The sequence below is a fragment of the Xylella fastidiosa genome, assembly GCF_011801475.1.
In the GTDB taxonomy this organism is placed as follows: domain Bacteria; phylum Pseudomonadota; class Gammaproteobacteria; order Xanthomonadales; family Xanthomonadaceae; genus Xylella; species Xylella fastidiosa.
This window is the reverse complement of the sequence record NZ_CP044352.1, coordinates 2,328,073-2,344,956: the sequence shown is the minus strand read 5'-3', so window position 1 is coordinate 2,344,956 and position 16,884 is coordinate 2,328,073. Positions and strand designations below refer to the sequence as shown.

Genomic DNA, 16,884 nt, shown 5'->3' with positions numbered 1-16,884 from the left:
CTTTTGCATGACCAGCATATGATTGATGTGGGTTGTCTGTGTGCTGGCTGAGTGTGCTGTGCGAGGCAGGGCGATTGCGGTCAGATGTGTTGACGATATGTATGTGGGTGTCGATGTTGATCCAGCACAAAGATGTGAGTGATTCAGTGGCTCAAGGTTTAAACTACGCATATGCACGACATCGTGACTCCTCAAGTTGCTTCTGATTCCGCCGTACCTTGGCCGCGGCGCCTTACGCAGGCAGTCAATATTGGTCACCTGACCGTTGGAGGGGGACACCCAGTAGTGGTGCAGTCGATGACCAACACGGATACAGCCGACGTTGTTGCTAGTACCAAGCAGGTTGCCGAATTGTGGCGTGCCGGTTCTGAGATGGTGAGGTTGACCGTCAACAATGCCCAATCGGCTGCTGCAATCCCGCGTATTGCCGAACGCTTGGCAATGATGGGCATTGAAGTCCCCTTGATCGGTGATTTTCATTACAACGGTCATCAATTATTGGCTGACGAACCGGCGTGTGCGGAAGTGCTGGCCAAGTACCGGATCAATCCTGGTAATGTCGGTTTTGGAAAGAAGCGGGATTTGCAGTTCGGCCAATTGATTGAATGCGCGATCCGCTATGGCAAACCCATTAGGATTGGCGCCAATTGGGGATCATTGGATCAGATGTTGGCGGCGCAATTGATGGATGAGAACAATCGGCGCAAGCAGCCATGGGATGCCGCTCAGGTGTTGCGTGAGGTATTGATTTTTTCGGCGGTAGGCTCTGCCGAGCGCGCTGTTGAGTTGGGGTTGCCGCGTGATCGCATTGTGCTCTCGGCCAAGGTGTCTGGTGTGCAGGAGCTGATTGCGGTATACCGTGATATGGCAGCGCGCTGTGATTTTGCCTTGCATCTTGGCCTCACTGAGGCTGGTATTGGGAGTAAAGGGATCGTTGCGTCCTCAGCGGCGCTGGCAGTATTACTGCAAGAAGGGATCGGAGATACGATCCGCATTTCGTTGACCCCTGAGCCGGGGCAATCGCGTACCCAAGAGGTGATTGTGGCCCAGGAGTTGTTGCAGACAACTGGTCATCGTGCCTTTACTCCGATGGTCACTGCTTGCCCGGGGTGTGGGCGTACCACTTCGGAATTCTTCCAGGAACTCGCCAAGACGGTGCAGCAGCACGTGCGCGACAAGATGCAGGTGTGGAAAATCACTCACCCTGGTGCGGAAACTATGACCTTGGCCGTCATGGGTTGTGTGGTGAACGGGCCGGGGGAATCGCGTCACGCCAACATTGGTATTTCGCTGCCTGGCACGGGAGAGATGCCGGTTGCGCCGGTGTTTATTGATGGTGAGAAGTCGGTAACCTTGCGTGGCGGAAACATTGCCCAGGACTTCATCACTTTAGTTGACGATTACGTAGAACGCAGGTATGCCCGTTTCCCCGACTGATGCGTTTGTCGGCTTCTGTCGTTGGCGACGCGCTCATGTGCGGCATCACCAGTTGCTGTGCTTAGGGGTGTTGCTGCCTCTTGGTCTGTGCGTTGTGTTGGCTGTCGGCGTTTACCAACGTCAGTCTTTCTGCTTCGATCTGCCGTTGTTGTATTGGATACGTACCCTGGCCTCGCCGAATCTTGATGCCTTTTTTGTCGCATTGACTCAGCAGGGTTACTGGTATGGGGTGGTGGGTATTGATGTGTTGATTGTGCTGATCCTGTTGGGGCAGCGGCGTTGGTATGTCGCTGGGTTTGCTGGATCCAGTCTTGTTGGTGCGAAGCTCTTGAATATTGCTGCCAAGCATCTCTTCCAGCGTGAGCGGCCCATGCTGTGGGAGACAATTGCTCCGGCTCATGGGTTCAGCTTTCCCAGCGCCCACGCGATGGATGCGATGGCGATGCTGACAGTGTTGCTTGTGCTGCTGCGGGGTGTACGCTGGCGTGGATTATTGATGATGGTTCCAGGGACGTTTGTGCTGCTGTTGAGTGCTTCGCGTCTATATCTCGGTGTGCATTACCCTTCCGACATTCTTGGCGGCTGGAGTGCGGCGCTGGTTTGGGTGATCGGGCTGTATTTGCTGATGTTTCGCGATGCGGATCGGTTGCTAGCATTGCGCTCTAGGACGGGCCCTGAGCGCGATTGATTCCGTTGGATTGGACACCTTTTTGTATCGTTTCGGTCGCCGTGCGTCGTGCCAGCACTGCTTCTCGATGGGTGATGTAGACGTTCGCGCCGATAATGATGGATGCGCCTAACGCGGTGTAGCGATCCAAATGTTCTCCGAATAACCACCATCCGAGCAGTGTCACCAGCGGTAGTTGCATGAAGCCAATTGGCTGTAATGTCGAGACTTCTCCCAGGCGTAATGCGCGGATCCACAGGAGCTGCCCTATCGTGCCGAATATGCCGGTGGCGATGAGCCATACCCACTCCACTCCTTCCGGCCAGTGCCACTGCCACAGCGCGAGTGGCAGCGATAATGGAACCCAGAACGCGTAGGTATAGAACACGACGGTATCTGGTGGATCAAGGTGCGAAAGTTGCTTCATTTGGATTGTAATGATCGCATTCAACAGCGCTGCGACCAGCGCGACCAGTAGGGCTGGACTGAACGTGCTCGACCAGGGCTGCAGTAACACCAGGATGCCAGCGAAGCCAGCTAGTATCGCTAGCAAGCGCCGTAGCCGCACGACCTCGTGCAGCCGTAGGGAGGCTAGAATGGTCGCAAACAGCGGGGTGGAGTAGGACAGGGTGATGGCTTGTGTGAGGGGCAGATGGCTAATGGCCCAAAAGTTGCACAGCATTGATATCAGCCCGAGCATTGAGCGTGCTATGTAACGTGGCCCATGTTGAGTACGTGGTAGCGGCTTGCCTGGGCCAAGTATCAATGGGAGCAGGACAAGCAGGCCGAATGCATTGCGGAAGAATGCAATTTCTGTCGTGGGTATTTGAGTGGAAGCGTAACGGATAGTGATTGCCATCATGCCAAACGACAGTGTACTGAATAGCATCAGCATTGCCGCACGTAGCGGCAGCTGTCTCTGAGTCACCATTGGGCCCCAATCAGGCGTGTTTCTGGCTCGATTGCCACACCGAAGCGCTCCTGCACCGAAGCAGCGATGCGTCGTGCCAGCGCCAGCAGCTCGGCGCCGGTTGCTTCGCCGTAGTTAACCAGTACAAGTGAGTGCTGTGGCGCAACTCCAGCGTCGCCTTCGCGGATGCCTTTCCAGCCACACTGCTCAATCAGCCAAGCCGCTGATAGCTTGTTTGATTCTGGTGTTTCGCCCGGGTAAATGGGGAGTGTGGGGTGGTGTTGGCGTAACTGTTCGGCTTGTTCGCGTGGCAGATGTGGGTTCTTGAAAAAGCTGCCGGCGTTGCTGAGCACCTCTGGATCCGGCAGTTTGCGGCGACGCAGATTGATAACTGCCTGGGCGACATCGCATGGCTCTGGCAATGTGATCTGTAGCGCCTCTAATTCTTCGCTGATCCCTGCGTAGTTGAGGTTGAGTTCATGCAGCAGCGGCAGACGGAATTCTACCGCTGTGATCAGGTAGCGGTTTGGTTCTCGCTTGAATCGACTGTTGCGGTAAGCGAATTCACATTCGGATGCGGTCAGCCTTACGAACTTGCCTTCGGTCTGATCATAGGCTTCGACAATGTGCACGAATTCTTCGACTTGCACCCCATACGCACCGATGTTCTGAATTGAGCAGGCTCCGACTGTGCCTGGAATTAGTGCCAGATTTTCCAGTCCAGACAGTCCCTGTTGCAGTGACCATAGCACCAAGTCATGCCAAGCCATCCCTGCACCTGCACGTACTAGCGTGTGATCGATCCGATGTTCAAGGATCGTCACTTCGCGGTTAACAAAGCGCAGCACACACTCCTCAGGATCGGCGGCGAACAAAACATTACTGCCACTGCCAAGCACCAAGATTGGCAAGCCGACGATGTGAGGGTGCGTCAATGCTTGTGGTAGTGCGGTCGGATGAATGATCTCTAGTAGCCAGCGCGCTTGTGCCTGGATATGAAAAGTGTTCAGCTCACGCAGAGGCGCGTTGGCATGGAGGATCCAGTCAGGAGTATTGATTTGCCTGCTCATTGAGTGTTTTCCCTTCCGCTACTGGAGGCTTCGAGGCGGCGGCGAATGGCTTCCACGCATTCTCCAACCAACTGTGGGCCTTTGAATATCAATCCGGTGTAGCACTGTACTAGGCTGGCACCAGCAGCCATTTTGGCGCCGGCATCGGCACCGCAACAGATGCCGCCCACGCCGATGAGATCAATAGTTTCAGGTAAGTGAGTACGTAGCCGACGTAGCACCAAGGTGGACTGTCCCAGGAGGGGTGCACCGGACAGCCCCCCCGCTTCGCTTGCCAGCGGATGTTGTCTTAGGAGCGGGCGCGTCACGGTGGTATTGGTGGCGATCACTCCGTCTACGCTCATCTCGTTGAGTACACGTGCTGCTGCATCAATGTCGCTGTCACTGAGATCTGGTGCCATCTTGATGAGCATGGGTACGTGCCGGCCGTGTTTCGCTGCCAGCGTTTCTTGTGTTTCACGTAATTCTCCGATCAAGCGACGCAATGTCTGTTCCTCTTGCAGCGCTCGTAGACCAGCAGTATTTGGTGAGGAGAGATTGATAGTGACATAGTCTGCCAGTGCATAGACCCGTTCCAGACAATACCGATAGTCGTTACTGGCCTGTTCGTTAGGGGTGTCTTTGTTCTTGCCAATGTTGATCCCAAGCGGGCCGTTGCGTCGCCGCGCGCCTGCAACGTTACGTACCAGCGCATCTACACCTAGGTTGTTAAACCCCATGCGGTTAATCACTGCTTGTTGTTGCGTCAGGCGGAAAAGGCGAGGCTTGGGATTCCCCGCTTGTGGACGTGGGGTGGTGGTACCGATTTCAATAAAGCCAAAGCCTAAGGCGAATAGAGCGTCAATGTGAGTCCCGTTTTTGTCCAGTCCGGCGGCTAAGCCAACAGGGTTGGGAAAGTTCAGACCGAAGGCTGTGGTGGGTAAAGGTCGTGTGTGGCGTGTCAGTAGAGGTAATGCTCCACTGTGGTAGGCGATATCTAAGGTGCGCAGGCTGATGTCATGGGCACGCTCTGCGTCGCAGGTGAACAGGAGGGGACGGAAAAGGGAATACATATTGCTCAAATTAGCGCCCGGCAAAGGCGTCTGTCAGGTATTTATGCCGATAGGATAGCTGTATGTCCATCTCTGACAAAGGATGTAGGTCTGTCTGTTTTAGGGTCTGAGATGTGGGATGGAGAGGGATGTTTGAATGGTCATTGTGCGGTGTCAGGACAGTGTTTCGAAACCTTAGCTGCTGTACCTTTCACTCAGTCAATCAATATTGCCGAGCAGCGTTGCTTAGCGTGTGGAAGCGTTGCTGCGAATATTGGAAATTTCTTATGAGTCTAGGAGGTTAGTGTTTGGCGAGCGAACCTAAAAAGCCTACGTAAAAGATAATGGCCATAACTATCAATAAAAAGGATAATGCAAGCCAACCAAGTATCAGACCAACGATCGCTAGTTCATCGCCTTTCAATGTGTCGGGCTGACGCCGGATTTCAGCGCGTGCCATGTGGCCGGTGATGATCCCACACAAACTTCCGATGAAGGGCAAAAAACTGATGCCGAGGATACTGGTGACTAGACTAGCGATGGCGAGTCGGCTGGCTCTCTGCTGTCCGTTGGTGCTCTGCTGAATGATGTCCATTGTGATCAAATATCAAAAACAAGTGGAAATTTTATCACGGATCATTCCTGCCTGATGTGCATCAATGCGCTGATAGCGGTCATCATGGCGATTAGGTGTCAGCCCCTTGAGGGGAGCCGTATGCGAACAATCAATGCGTTTGGCCAGTGACAAACCACCAATGGGAATCATTGCAGCCAGTGGGGGAGTCAATGCGGCAATGCTTTGTTACAGAGTTGTGCAGGCTCGAAAGGAACATGGTGTGGCTTTGCTCACGGAAGGTGGTAGTCGTGTTCAACACAGTGCTGACGTGTGCTGCACATGGGATCTACCATTGATGGGAACACGCAACACGTGAGTGACATATCACACTCCTCACCCAAAGTACGCAGTACATACCTCCTGTGCGTCGCCATCCATCCGTATCTGGCCATGTTCCAACCAAATCACACGATTACATGTATTTAGAATCAGTTGTTTGGAGTGACTGGCGACAACGAGAATATTGGTTGCTTGTACAAGTTCTGAAAGGCGTTTTTCCGCTTTTTGCTTGAAGCCTTCGTCGCCAACAGATAACCACTCGTCCATCAACAGGATCTCTGGACATACGATGGTGGATACTGAAAAGGCTAAGCGTAGATGCATGCCTGTCGAATACGTGCGTAGTGGCATGTCGATGAAATTGCCGAGTTCGGAGAATTCGATGATTTCATTCACAGAGCGGTTTATTTCGCTCTTGGTCATCCCAAGCAGTGCGCCACGTAGATAGATGTTTTCCCGTCCTGTGGCTTCTGGGTCCGTTCCTAGTGAAATGTCGATCAACGACCCGGTGGTTCCTTCGATCAGCGCTTGGCCTGAGGAAGGGAAATAGACGTTATTCAATAGGCGCAGCAAGGTGCTCTTTCCCGCACCATTGTGACCGAGCAGACCAACGCGCGCGCCGTCTTGCAACGTGAATGTCAACTCTTTTAATACACTGACGACAACACGACCACTTTCTTCCTTGCGCAACTGACCGCCGGTGACGGCCTGGATGAGTTGTTTTTTTAGTGATCTACTGCTTGCGTTATAGATTGGAAAATCGACGCAGACGTTCTCAAATTTGATAAGAGCCATGTTTTGTTAGAGCCAATAGGCGATGCGGCGCTTGTAACGGTTGTAAAAAAAGGTTGCCAATATCCATCCAAAGACTGCAAGTGAAATAGATATCTGCCAGTTCAAAGCATTGGGCACATTGCCTAAAAGCGGTGCACGTACAATTTCAACAATGTGATAAATCGGATTCCACTTAAGCAAATAGTTCGCTGTTGCTGCGGGCAGGTGCGTTGGCATCCATATGATCGGTGTCAAATAGAACGCGACTTGGGTTGAGTTGGATACGATTTGCGACAAATCGCGATACCGTGTGCAAATCACGCTCAGGATTAAGCCAATCCATCCAAGATTTAACACCAGCACTAAAAAGCCGAGGATGCTCAACAGGGCAGTGAAGCTAATGTGCTTCCCAACGACGATAAAGACCACAGGCAGAATAACGATGTTGTGCAGCACAATAATGATATTGCGCCAGATGGTACGCATGACGTGTACGAACAGTGGGATTGGCAGCTGCTTGATGATTGCTTCTGCAGAGGTGAATGCGCCGCAGCCTTCATTAATGGTTGTTGATATAAAGCCCCAGATAATGATGCCCGCGGTGAGAAACGGTAGAAAATCGCTGAATGGTAAATTGAGTATCTGGCCGAAAACGAGTCCCATCGTTGCAATCATCACGGCCATACTGATGGTCAGCCAAAACGGCCCGAGCACGGAGCGCTGGTAGCGCTGACGCACGTCTTGCCAACCGAGCATGCCCACCAGGCGATATTTCCTGACAGCAGCAGCAATATCTGAGAGTGCGATCATGGCAGGAAAATCTTTCATCATTCAATTCACTTTCACGTCTTATTGATTAAACAGCAGATAGGCGCATCCGATGTACCCAATGAACGTCTCCGCTTGGATGATCTCACCGAGGGAATGTGCATCTGTGCCATATCACTATTGCAATGGAAGCTAACCCTTTGCATTTTGCATGATGAAGGATTGCTTCTGGAGTATTGCGAAACATGTATCAATGTGTTTGATAGTGCGACCACATCGACCTTTTTATATGCAGATTCATCTGCCGAGCACTCTACAGCGGTTGTGTGTTAACGACTGAAGAGACGTTATGGATAGCGTCCTTCGTGCGATATCGCTGCAGGGTATGCCATGACGATGCGATTTACCTTCGGAAAACAGCCAAAGCGACATTATCAGTTATTCACGAAGAACTGAACGTCCTCACTCTACTGAGTAGTGATCGGTGCAGTGCCCTTGGTTCATGTGATCTGAGTGAAGTGGATCCCTTGGCAACAGCGGACCATGTATCAAGAAACATTGTCCGCTCTATTGCAGTGAGTAAGGATTGCATTGTGATGATGACGACCGAATTTACCGCGACTCAATGTGCTGTTACTCCAGTATCCCATTGGATGATTTAAGACCAACGGTGATGCGTGATTTGAAAGACCAAGGTGCTTCAGTCTTAGCCGCAGAGGATGTGGTGTCCGTCCTACTCACCACAGACGGACACTAGGTGATTAAAATGATGTGACAGAGATGGTTCAGTACACTGTGGCGAACGACGATGACGTTCGCACTCGCCATTGGCATGCCGCAGACAGTCGCCGGACCTGTTTCAGAACTCGGCACTGCCTGGCGCACGCGGGTAGGGGATTGCATCGCGGATATTGCTCAGCCCGCAGACGTAGACCACGAGACGTTCAAACCCCAGGCCGAACCCCGCGTGCGGCACCGAGCCGTAGCGGCGAAAATCCCGATACCACTGGTAATGTGCCGGGTCCAGACCGAATTGCGCCATCCGTATATCAAGCATTTCCAAACGCTCCTCACGTTGGCTGCCGCCAATAATTTCGCCGATGCCCGGGGCTAACACATCCATCGCCGCGACCGTTTTCCCATCGTCGTTCAGCCGCATGTAAAAAGCTTTGATGTGTTCGGGATAGTTCGTCACCACCACCGGACGGCCGATGTGCTTCTCGGTCAACCAGCGCTCGTGCTCGGTTTGTAGATCCAGTCCCCATTCAACCGGAAAATCAAACTTTTTCCCCGACCTTTCCAACAGCTTGATGGCATCTGTGTACTCGATCCGTTCGAATGGTGAATTGATAAACCCTTCCAGCTTGCTGATCGTGGTTTTCTCTACCCGTTCGGTAATGAATGCCAAGTCGTCGTCACGTTCCTCCAGTACCGTTTTGAAAAGAAATTTGAGGAACTGTTCGGCCACACGTGCATCCTCAGCCAGATCCGCGAAGGCGATTTCTGGCTCAATCATCCAAAATTCCGCAAGGTGACGCGGCGTGTGACTATTCTCAGCTCGGAACGTCGGGCCGAAGGTATACACCTTGCTCAGTGCCAGTGCATAGGCTTCTACGTTGAGTTGCCCGGAGACGGTCAAGAACGTTTCTTTTCCAAAGAAATCATGCGAAAAGTCAATTCCGCCGGTCTCCGTGCGCGGTAGATTGACTAAATCCAGCGTAGAGACGCGGAACATTTGTCCGGCACCTTCGGCGTCGGAAGTGGTGATGATCGGTGTGGTGATCCAGTAATAACCATTCTCGTGAAAAAAACGGTGTACCGCCTGCGATAGACAGTGGCGGATACGAGCGACTGCACCAAACAGATTGGTGCGTGGACGCAGGTGCGCCACCTCCCGCAGGAATTCCAATGAATGTTGTTTGGGTTGGATCGGATATGTTTCCGGATCCTCGACCCAACCGACGACCTCAATGCTCTGGGCCTGGATTTCGAACTGTTGACCTTGGCCCAGAGAGGGTGCCAGGGTGCCGATCACGATGACTGCGCAACCTGTAGTGAGTTTGCGTACTTCTGTTTCGTAATTTGGAAGATGCGCTGGAGTGACGACCTGAATTGCGGCGAAGCAGGAACCATCACTGACACTGACAAAACTGAGACCCGCTTTAGAATCGCGCCGGGTTCGTACCCAGCCACGGACTGTCACTTCACTGCCCACCTGAATTTTCCCGGAGAACATTTGCTCAACACTAGCCACCGTCATGACGCTCCACCTTAATTAATTCGTAGTGAATCTTTCTTCTTGAACGCGCGAGTGTATCTTGATGGCCTTGGCGCGGCGATTGTGGCGATTCCTTCGAAGATGTGTTTTGGCTGCCTGATGTCGTTATGTCGTACTCAATGCTTTGCGAAGTCTTTCGGAAGCGCCGCCGTTATACTTTGTAATTCATCTTGAATAGCTGCAGAGTTTTGGGAGTTTCCGTATGACTGTCACGCTTACCCCGGTTGCTTTGGATCGTGTGCGTCGTTTTATCCAACAGACTCCCGGTACGCTGGGACTACGTTTTGGCGTCACCCGTACTGGCTGTTCCGGCTGGGGGCATTTTACTGATCTAGCGTGCGAACAGCGCGAAGGTGATAGCGTCTTTGAACAGGACGGCGTACGCATCTTCGTTGATGCACACAGCTTGCCCTTGGTCGATGGGACCTGTATCGACTTCAGTAAACGCGGCTTGAGCGAAACATTTACCTTCGTTAATCCCAACGCCGCCGTTGAATGTGGGTGTGGCGAGAGCTTCACCACAGACGTCGACAAGGCCTGATTGCTGCCTCATCCTGGCCGGAATGGGCCTGCTGATGCTTCGCCTGAGCTGTGTTTGAGCCGGTGACTGCTTGTTATGGAATCACAAGGCGTCTTCTTGCGGCCAGAGCAAGGAACCGCCATACTCCCCAGCCCTCCGCCTGATTCTTGGTGGGGCCTTGCTCCACCGGCATTGCTGGGGGGCTGTCTGCCCTCTCAGGGCTACATCCACAAGGTTATTAAACAAAGGTTTAAATAATAATGGGTCGTCATTACGAAATCGTGCTATTGGTCCATCCGGACCAGAGCGAACAAGTGCAAGCCATGCTCGAGCGCTACAAGGCGCTGATTGAGAACGGCCATGGCAAAATTCATCGTTTGGAAGACTGGGGACGCCGTCAGCTGGCTTACCCCATTCAGAAACTCGTCAAAGCCCATTACCTCATGATGAACATTGAGGTTGAGCAGTCTGTATTGAACGAACTAGTCGATTTATTCCGGTTTAACGATGCGATTTTGCGTCACTTAGCAATCAAACGCAGTGGCCCGGATACCGAGCAGTCGTTCATCATGAAGAGCAAGGATGATAAAGGCGACAAGCCGGAGCGCCGCCGCCGTGACGACGATGAAAATGGTGATGTCGGCGTTTCTAACGATAGTGATAACGATGGCGGCAACGCCGAAGCTGCTTAAGGAGTCCCCTCATGTCTAAGTTCTTCCGACGCCGCAAATTCTGCAAATTCACTGCCGAGGGCATTAAAGAGATCGACTATAAAGATCTCAATACCCTACGCCAGTATTTGACAGAGAATGGCAGAATCGTTCCAAGCCGTGTGACCGGCACAAAATCGAAATACCAGCGCCAATTGACAACTGCAGTGAAACTTGCGCGTTTTCTTGCGTTGATTCCCTACACTGATAACCATGATATTTAGATAGACGGGTCCCTTAGCGTGAGAAGCTGGTCTCTGCTTTGACCATGCTTCCTGCGTGAAACACCCCCGCAATATCGATATCTTTCCCGTCCTATTCGGACAGCATCCGTTGCGCCGTTTCAGATCCTGGCGCTAACGAATAACGGAACACTTACCATGGAACTCATACTGCTGCAAAAAGTCGCCAACCTTGGTGCCTTAGGAGACAAAGTCACTGTCAAACCAGGTTATGGCCGCAACTTTCTCCTCCCAAACGGAGTAGCTGTGCCTGCCACAGAAGCCAATCTTGCTGCCTTCCAGGCCAAGCGTGCTGAGTATGAAGCCAAAGCCAAGTCGGAACTGGATCAGGCTCAGGCGCGTGCCGCCAAGTTTGAGGGCGCCAGTGTCACGGTGTCTGCGCATGCCTCCACCGAAGGTAAATTGTATGGCTCGGTGGGCGCGCGCGACATTGCTGAGGCGTTCACTGCCGTCGGCTTACCGCTTGAAAAGAAAGAAGTCATTCTTGGCGAGGGTGCGTTCCGCCTGATTGGCGAATACGACGTCCTATTGCACCTACACGCTGATGTTGAAAGTACTGTTAAGGTGATTGTTCAGGGCGTCCCCTGATTCGTTTGACCTCCATCGTGTCTGACAGGCGCCTGACTGCGCCTGTCGTTTTTTCTTTATTGTCCCCGTGTTCTGGGTGTGGCGGCTATACTCTGCCCGTTTTATATCGGTGTGGTGGTTGTGCCGCTTTGGCGCGTGACCTCCTAAGGACACATTTCCAACGGAATTCCTTACGTTTGGGCACCATCAGCCTGTGGTGCCTGGAACCTTCAGCCTATGCGCCTGTCCACGATCAAGCTGTCCGGTTTCAAATCGTTTGTTGATCCTGCCACGCTCCATCTACCAACCAACATGACCGGTATCGTTGGTCCCAATGGCTGCGGCAAATCCAACATTATTGATGCGGTGCGTTGGGTGATGGGTGAAAGCTCAGCTAGCCGGTTACGAGGCGATTCGTTGACGGACGTGATTTTTTCCGGATCTTCCGCCCGTAAACCGGTGGCACAGGCCACCGTTGAGCTGATCTTTGATAACAGCGACCACACCATCAGTGGAGAATTCGCGGCATTCAACGAAATTTCGGTCAAACGTACCGTGAGCCGTGATGGCTCCAGCGTCTACTCCCTGAACGGCACCAAGTGCCGCCGCCGCGATATTACCGACTTGTTCCTAGGCACCGGCTTGGGGCCGCGCAGCTACTCCATCATCGAACAGGGCATGATCAGTCAGATTATCGAAGCGCGCCCTGAAGATTTGCGTATCTACCTGGAAGAAGCTGCCGGCATATCCAAATACAAAGAACGGCGTAAGGAGACCGAGAGCCGCATCCGTCATACTCAAGAAAATCTGGATCGCCTGAACGATTTGCGTGAAGAAATCGGTAAACAGCTTGAACACCTCAAGCGCCAAGCGCGCCAAGCTGAGCAATATCAGACATTGCAAGAAGAACGCCGTGTTAAAGATGCCGAGTGCAAGGCCTTGCAGTTCCGTGAACTGGACACCCGTCTCCAAGGATTGCGCCAGGCATTACTTCAAGAGGAAACCCGCTTACAGCAATTGCTTGCCGAACAGCGTGAAGCCGAGATGCGGATCGAAACCTCCCGCGTGCGGCGTGAAGAGTCTGCCGAAGCCTTGGCAACCGCACAGGCCGATGTCTATCAAGTAGGTGCCACACTGGCCCGCATCGAACAACAGATCCAACATCAACGTGAAATGTCGCAGCGTTTGCACAAAGCACGCGATGAAGCACAGAAACAACTGATCGACCTGACCCGTCACATGGGTGACGATGCCGCCACACTGGCGGTGTTACGTGAGGCCGTCGAGAACAACGAACCCCAGTTGCACGTGCTGCGTGAGCAGAGCGAATTTAAACAAGACGCACTGCGCGACGCCGAAGCAGCGTTGACAGACTGGCAGCAGCGTTGGGACAGCCACAACCGAGAGACCAGCGAAGCATCGCGTGCTGGTGAAGTTGAACGTACCCGTGTTGACTACTTGGACCGTCAGACCCTGGACGCCGAGCGGCGGCGTGACCTATTGCTTGCCGAACGTGCCGGACTTGATCTGGACGCATTGGCCGAAGCCTTCGAGCAGATCGAAGTGCAATACGAAACCCAGAAAGCCGCACTAGACGGCCTCAACGACCAACTTGAACAACGTAAACAGACATTGGCGGACGTACAGCACCAGCAGCGTACTGCGCAGACCGAACTGGCCGATGTCCGTAAACATGCCCAGACCGCCCGTGGTCGCCTATCTTCACTTGAGACCCTGCAACAGGCCGCCCTTGGCCAGGAACAAGGTGCCGCCATGACCTGGTTGCAGGCCCATGGATTGAGTTCGGCCGCCCGCGTAGGAGAACGTATTCGTGTCGAGAGCGGCTGGGAAAACGCCCTTGAAAGCGCCCTTGGTCACATGATTGAAGGCGTCCTTGTTGATGACCCGCAGACCTTGGTTGAAGCATTGAACAGCCTTAACGAAGGCCACATCGCATTGGTGGCTGACACCCAGACACAGATCCAAGTGGCCCCCACATCCCTGGCCGCTAAAGTCCAGGGACCTGTTGCGATCCGCCGTTTACTGACCCATCTGCACGGCGCTGAAGATTTAGTCGCTGCCCGCGCCCTGCAAGCAACACTGGGCGAGGGCGACTGGGTGATGACCCGCAACGGTGAATGCCTGGGTGAAGGATGGCTACGCGTATCCCGTTCTGGAGCCGCTGAGCAAGGCGCATTACTGCGTGAACGTGACATTCAAACCCTGCGCGCCCAGATTGAGACCCTGCAAGAGCGCGAAGCTGAATTGGAACATCGCTTGACGCACTTCCGCGACCACCTATTGATGGCCGAACAGCACCGCGAAGATGCACAACGCCAACTCTATATTGCACATCGTGGCGTCTCCGAACTGGCCGGCCAGCGCCAGGCCCACCACGGCAAACTAGAGGCCTCCCGTGGCCGTATCCAGCACATTGAAGCCGAGATTGCCCAGTTATTAGAAACCTTGGATACCAGCCGTGACCAAGCCCGTACTGCGCGCGCCACACTGGATGAGGCAGTCACCCGCATGGGTGACTTAGAGAGCCAACGTCAGGCATTGCACGCTGAGCGGCAACAACTTAACCTGACCCGTGACCAAGCGCGTGAAGCCGCACGCAGCGTCCGTGAAGCTATGCATGCCTTAGCCTTGACCTTAGAGTCACAGCGTACCCAAATGGTGTCCTTGAGTCAGACATTGCAGCGCATGGACAACCAGCGCGGCCAGCTCGACGCACGCTTAGAAGAACTGATGAACCAACTCAGTGAAGGTGATTCCCCGGTGGAGATCCTGGAGCAACAACATCAGGCTGCCCTCAGCGAACGAGTCCGTACCGAACACCTCTTGGTCCAAGCACGTACTCATCTTGACGGCATTGATGCCGAACTGCGCCAATTTGAACACACCCGTCAGCAGCGCGATGAACAGGCCTTGTCCCAGCGCGAGCGCATCTCTCAATGCCGCCTTGACCAACAGGCCCTCGCCTTGGGCGCTGAACAGCGGCAGGCTGCGGTGGAGAAAGCCGGCTTCGTCTTACAGCACCTTGTGGATGCCCTTCCTGAAGCTGCCAACCCAGCTGACTGGGAGGCCGCGATAGAACAACTGGATATACGTATCCGTCGTCTGGAACCTGTCAATCTGGCGGCCATTCACGAGTACAACGAAGCCGCACAGCGTGTCGAATACCTCCAAGCCCAACATGAGGACCTGACCGTTGCCCTACAGACACTTGAGGATGCCATCTCCAAAATCGACCGTGAAACCCGAGGCCGCTTTAAAGAGACCTTCGATCGCGTCAACGCGGGGTTACAGACACTCTACCCCCGTTTATTTGGTGGCGGTCACGCCTACCTGGAGCTGACCAGTGAAGATTTACTCGACACCGGCATAGCGATCATGGCCCGCCCCCCAGGCAAGCGCGTCTCCAGCATCTCCTTACTGTCTGGCGGTGAAAAAGCCATGACAGCAGTTGCACTTGTGTTTGCCATCTTCCAACTCAACCCCGCACCCTTCTGCCTGCTCGACGAAGTGGATGCTCCCCTGGACGAAGCCAATGTTGGGCGCTTGGCCAGCATGGTGAAAGAAATGAGCGAGAAAGTGCAGTTCCTGTTTGTCAGCCACAACAAATCCACCATGGAAGCCGCCCAGCAACTGTCCGGTGTCACCATGCGTGAACCCGGAGTGAGCCGCCTAGTCAGCGTGGATTTGGCCGAAGCGGCCCGTTTGGTTGACGGGAGCTGACGTGCCATCCTTGCCCTAATAAGATGACCTGATAAGTACATCGCTGGAGAGACACTGAATGTCTGACGTCACCCTGTTACGCATCGGGATTGCGATTGTAGGAATACTGTTCGTTGCCGCTGTCTTCTTCTTCAGCACACCGAAGACATCGGCTCACAGAGTACGCACGAAAAAAGAAGAGCCACCCCGCGAACGGCGTGAGCCGATGTTGTCTACCGAAGTGGACAACTCCCCACATCAAAGCGTCGACGAAGTGCCTGCCTCCGTTCCGCAGCAGCAAGTGAATCCTGAGGCCACTAAACCTGGAGAAATTGAGCTAGGCAAGCGGCCCACCAACCACTTCGACAAAATCATCCTCCTGTTTGTTGCCGCCAAAGCAGAACACACCTTGCGCGGCGAGGACATCGTCGTGGCCGCAGAGAAAACTGGGATGATCTTTGGATACATGAATGTATTTCACCGTCTCGTTGAAGGCTATCCGGAGCGCGGCCCGATCTTCAGCATGGCGAGCATCCTCAAGCCTGGTAGCTTTGATATGGCCAACATCCGCGAAATGCAGATCCCCGCCATCTCATTTTTCCTCACATTGCCCGCACCAATGACTGCGCTTGATGCCTGGGAGAAAATGCTGCCCACCGTCCAGCGTATGGCCGAACTGCTGGATGGCGTGGTACTGGACGAAAGCCGTAATGCATTGGGTCGCCAGCGCATCGCCCATATCCGAGATGAACTACGCGCCTACGACCGCCAACAACAAGTGCCCCCACTGATCAAGAACTCACGCTGGTAAACCGAACCCAACACATCACCTTAGAAGCACAGGCGAAGTGCCAAGAGATCGTAGATCTAGCGTGATGGGACGCAGCCTCTCCCCACACCCCGCCTGCCTTGTGTCTCTGAAGCACCTGACCTGGACCGGAACAATCCATGAAAAGTCATCCCAGTGCTTCACCGCGTTGACTGCACCGTGCTCTGAAACAAACATCTAAAGTCACCATTGAAGATGCCCAAAATGTTGGAGAAGTGTTGGATTGCTCCAATCCCACTGCTTGCTGACCACATCACCATGTCCAATCGCTCCGCATCTGTGACCCTCCCCGGACGCGGCTCGCCTGCCTGATACCCATCGACGGATGCCCCAGGTGCATAGAGTCCTCCCGCCTGACATGCCGCCGCATCGCACTGATGTTGCAACCTCCGGCTCAACCTTTCCCTGATTGCCGTTTCCCCGATGCGCCCCCGCCTTCTGACCTCCAAGACCTGATGAGCCAACC

General features: G+C 53.7%; 16 protein-coding genes. 8 read left to right on the top strand and 8 right to left on the bottom strand.

The genetic code is table 11. From position 1 onward, the window contains the following. Nucleotides 1-171 precede the first annotated feature (171 nt). Together ispG and F7G16_RS10740 are read left to right on the top strand one after the other, a co-directional pair. Nucleotides 172-1,437, top strand: coding sequence for a flavodoxin-dependent (E)-4-hydroxy-3-methylbut-2-enyl-diphosphate synthase (ispG, locus tag F7G16_RS10745; protein ID WP_004090328.1), 1,266 nt, complete (start codon nucleotides 172-174; stop codon nucleotides 1,435-1,437). Beyond that, nucleotides 1,418-2,125 (top strand): phosphatase PAP2 family protein, encoded by a 708-nt coding sequence (locus F7G16_RS10740; protein ID WP_004090329.1) that lies wholly within the window; start codon nucleotides 1,418-1,420, stop codon nucleotides 2,123-2,125. The genes ispG and F7G16_RS10740 overlap by 20 nt, the downstream gene beginning before the upstream one ends. On the opposite strand, the gene F7G16_RS10735 is transcribed toward F7G16_RS10740, so the two are convergent. The 8 genes from F7G16_RS10735 to asnS form a co-directional block, all read right to left on the bottom strand. Continuing rightward, nucleotides 2,100-3,035, bottom strand: a complete 936-nt coding sequence (locus F7G16_RS10735) for a DMT family transporter (RefSeq protein ID WP_004090331.1) — start codon at nucleotides 3,033-3,035, stop codon at nucleotides 2,100-2,102. The two genes, F7G16_RS10740 and F7G16_RS10735, sit on opposite strands and share 26 nt — an antisense overlap. Next, nucleotides 3,029-4,084, bottom strand: coding sequence for a UDP-N-acetylmuramate dehydrogenase (murB, locus tag F7G16_RS10730; RefSeq protein ID WP_004084645.1), 1,056 nt, complete (start codon nucleotides 4,082-4,084; stop codon nucleotides 3,029-3,031). Before murB ends, F7G16_RS10735 begins: the two co-directional genes overlap by 7 nt. Next, a complete protein-coding gene (locus tag F7G16_RS10725) occupies nucleotides 4,081-5,136 on the bottom strand; it encodes a quinone-dependent dihydroorotate dehydrogenase (RefSeq protein ID WP_004090333.1) in 1,056 nt (351 codons plus the stop codon). The genes murB and F7G16_RS10725 overlap by 4 nt, the downstream gene beginning before the upstream one ends. Nucleotides 5,137-5,416: 280 nt before the next feature. Continuing rightward, nucleotides 5,417-5,710: a DUF4190 domain-containing protein gene (locus tag F7G16_RS10720; protein ID WP_004090337.1), complete on the bottom strand. Its 294-nt coding sequence runs from the start codon at nucleotides 5,708-5,710 to the stop codon at nucleotides 5,417-5,419. Nucleotides 5,711-5,722: 12 nt separating this feature from the next. Then, nucleotides 5,723-5,881, bottom strand: a complete 159-nt coding sequence (locus tag F7G16_RS10715) for a hypothetical protein (RefSeq protein ID WP_014607500.1) — start codon at nucleotides 5,879-5,881, stop codon at nucleotides 5,723-5,725. A gap of 183 nt (nucleotides 5,882-6,064) precedes the next feature. Continuing rightward, nucleotides 6,065-6,805: an ABC transporter ATP-binding protein gene (locus tag F7G16_RS10710; protein ID WP_004084642.1), complete on the bottom strand. Its 741-nt coding sequence runs from the start codon at nucleotides 6,803-6,805 to the stop codon at nucleotides 6,065-6,067. Nucleotides 6,806-6,811: 6 nt separating this feature from the next. After that, nucleotides 6,812-7,615 (bottom strand): ABC transporter permease, encoded by an 804-nt coding sequence (locus F7G16_RS10705; protein ID WP_004090340.1) that lies wholly within the window; start codon nucleotides 7,613-7,615, stop codon nucleotides 6,812-6,814. A gap of 796 nt (nucleotides 7,616-8,411) precedes the next feature. Next, nucleotides 8,412-9,812: an asparagine--tRNA ligase gene (gene asnS / locus F7G16_RS10700; protein ID WP_004090342.1), complete on the bottom strand. Its 1,401-nt coding sequence runs from the start codon at nucleotides 9,810-9,812 to the stop codon at nucleotides 8,412-8,414. A gap of 220 nt (nucleotides 9,813-10,032) precedes the next feature. On the opposite strand from asnS, the gene F7G16_RS10695 reads away from it, so the two are divergent. The 6 genes from F7G16_RS10695 to zipA all read left to right on the top strand — a co-directional run bounded on the left by F7G16_RS10695 (nucleotide 10,033) and on the right by zipA (nucleotide 16,400). Continuing rightward, on the top strand, nucleotides 10,033-10,371 hold the full coding sequence (locus F7G16_RS10695; protein ID WP_004084639.1) for a HesB/IscA family protein: 339 nt from the start codon (nucleotides 10,033-10,035) through the stop codon (nucleotides 10,369-10,371). Nucleotides 10,372-10,610: 239 nt separating this feature from the next. After that, a complete protein-coding gene (gene rpsF / locus F7G16_RS10690; protein ID WP_004090345.1) occupies nucleotides 10,611-11,042 on the top strand; it encodes a 30S ribosomal protein S6 in 432 nt (143 codons plus the stop codon). 11 nt (nucleotides 11,043-11,053) lie between these two features. Next, a complete protein-coding gene (rpsR, locus tag F7G16_RS10685) occupies nucleotides 11,054-11,284 on the top strand; it encodes a 30S ribosomal protein S18 (RefSeq protein ID WP_004084635.1) in 231 nt (76 codons plus the stop codon). A gap of 156 nt (nucleotides 11,285-11,440) precedes the next feature. Then, nucleotides 11,441-11,890, top strand: a complete 450-nt coding sequence (gene rplI, locus F7G16_RS10680) for a 50S ribosomal protein L9 (protein ID WP_004084632.1) — start codon at nucleotides 11,441-11,443, stop codon at nucleotides 11,888-11,890. Between the two features lie 216 nt (nucleotides 11,891-12,106). Then, the gene (gene smc / locus F7G16_RS10675) at nucleotides 12,107-15,610 is read left to right on the top strand and encodes a chromosome segregation protein SMC (protein WP_004090347.1); all 3,504 of its coding nucleotides are present in this window, start codon (nucleotides 12,107-12,109) and stop codon (nucleotides 15,608-15,610) included. Nucleotides 15,611-15,668: 58 nt separating this feature from the next. Beyond that, nucleotides 15,669-16,400, top strand: a complete 732-nt coding sequence (zipA, locus tag F7G16_RS10670) for a cell division protein ZipA (RefSeq protein WP_004090349.1) — start codon at nucleotides 15,669-15,671, stop codon at nucleotides 16,398-16,400. The last annotated feature ends 484 nt before the right edge of the window (nucleotides 16,401-16,884 follow it).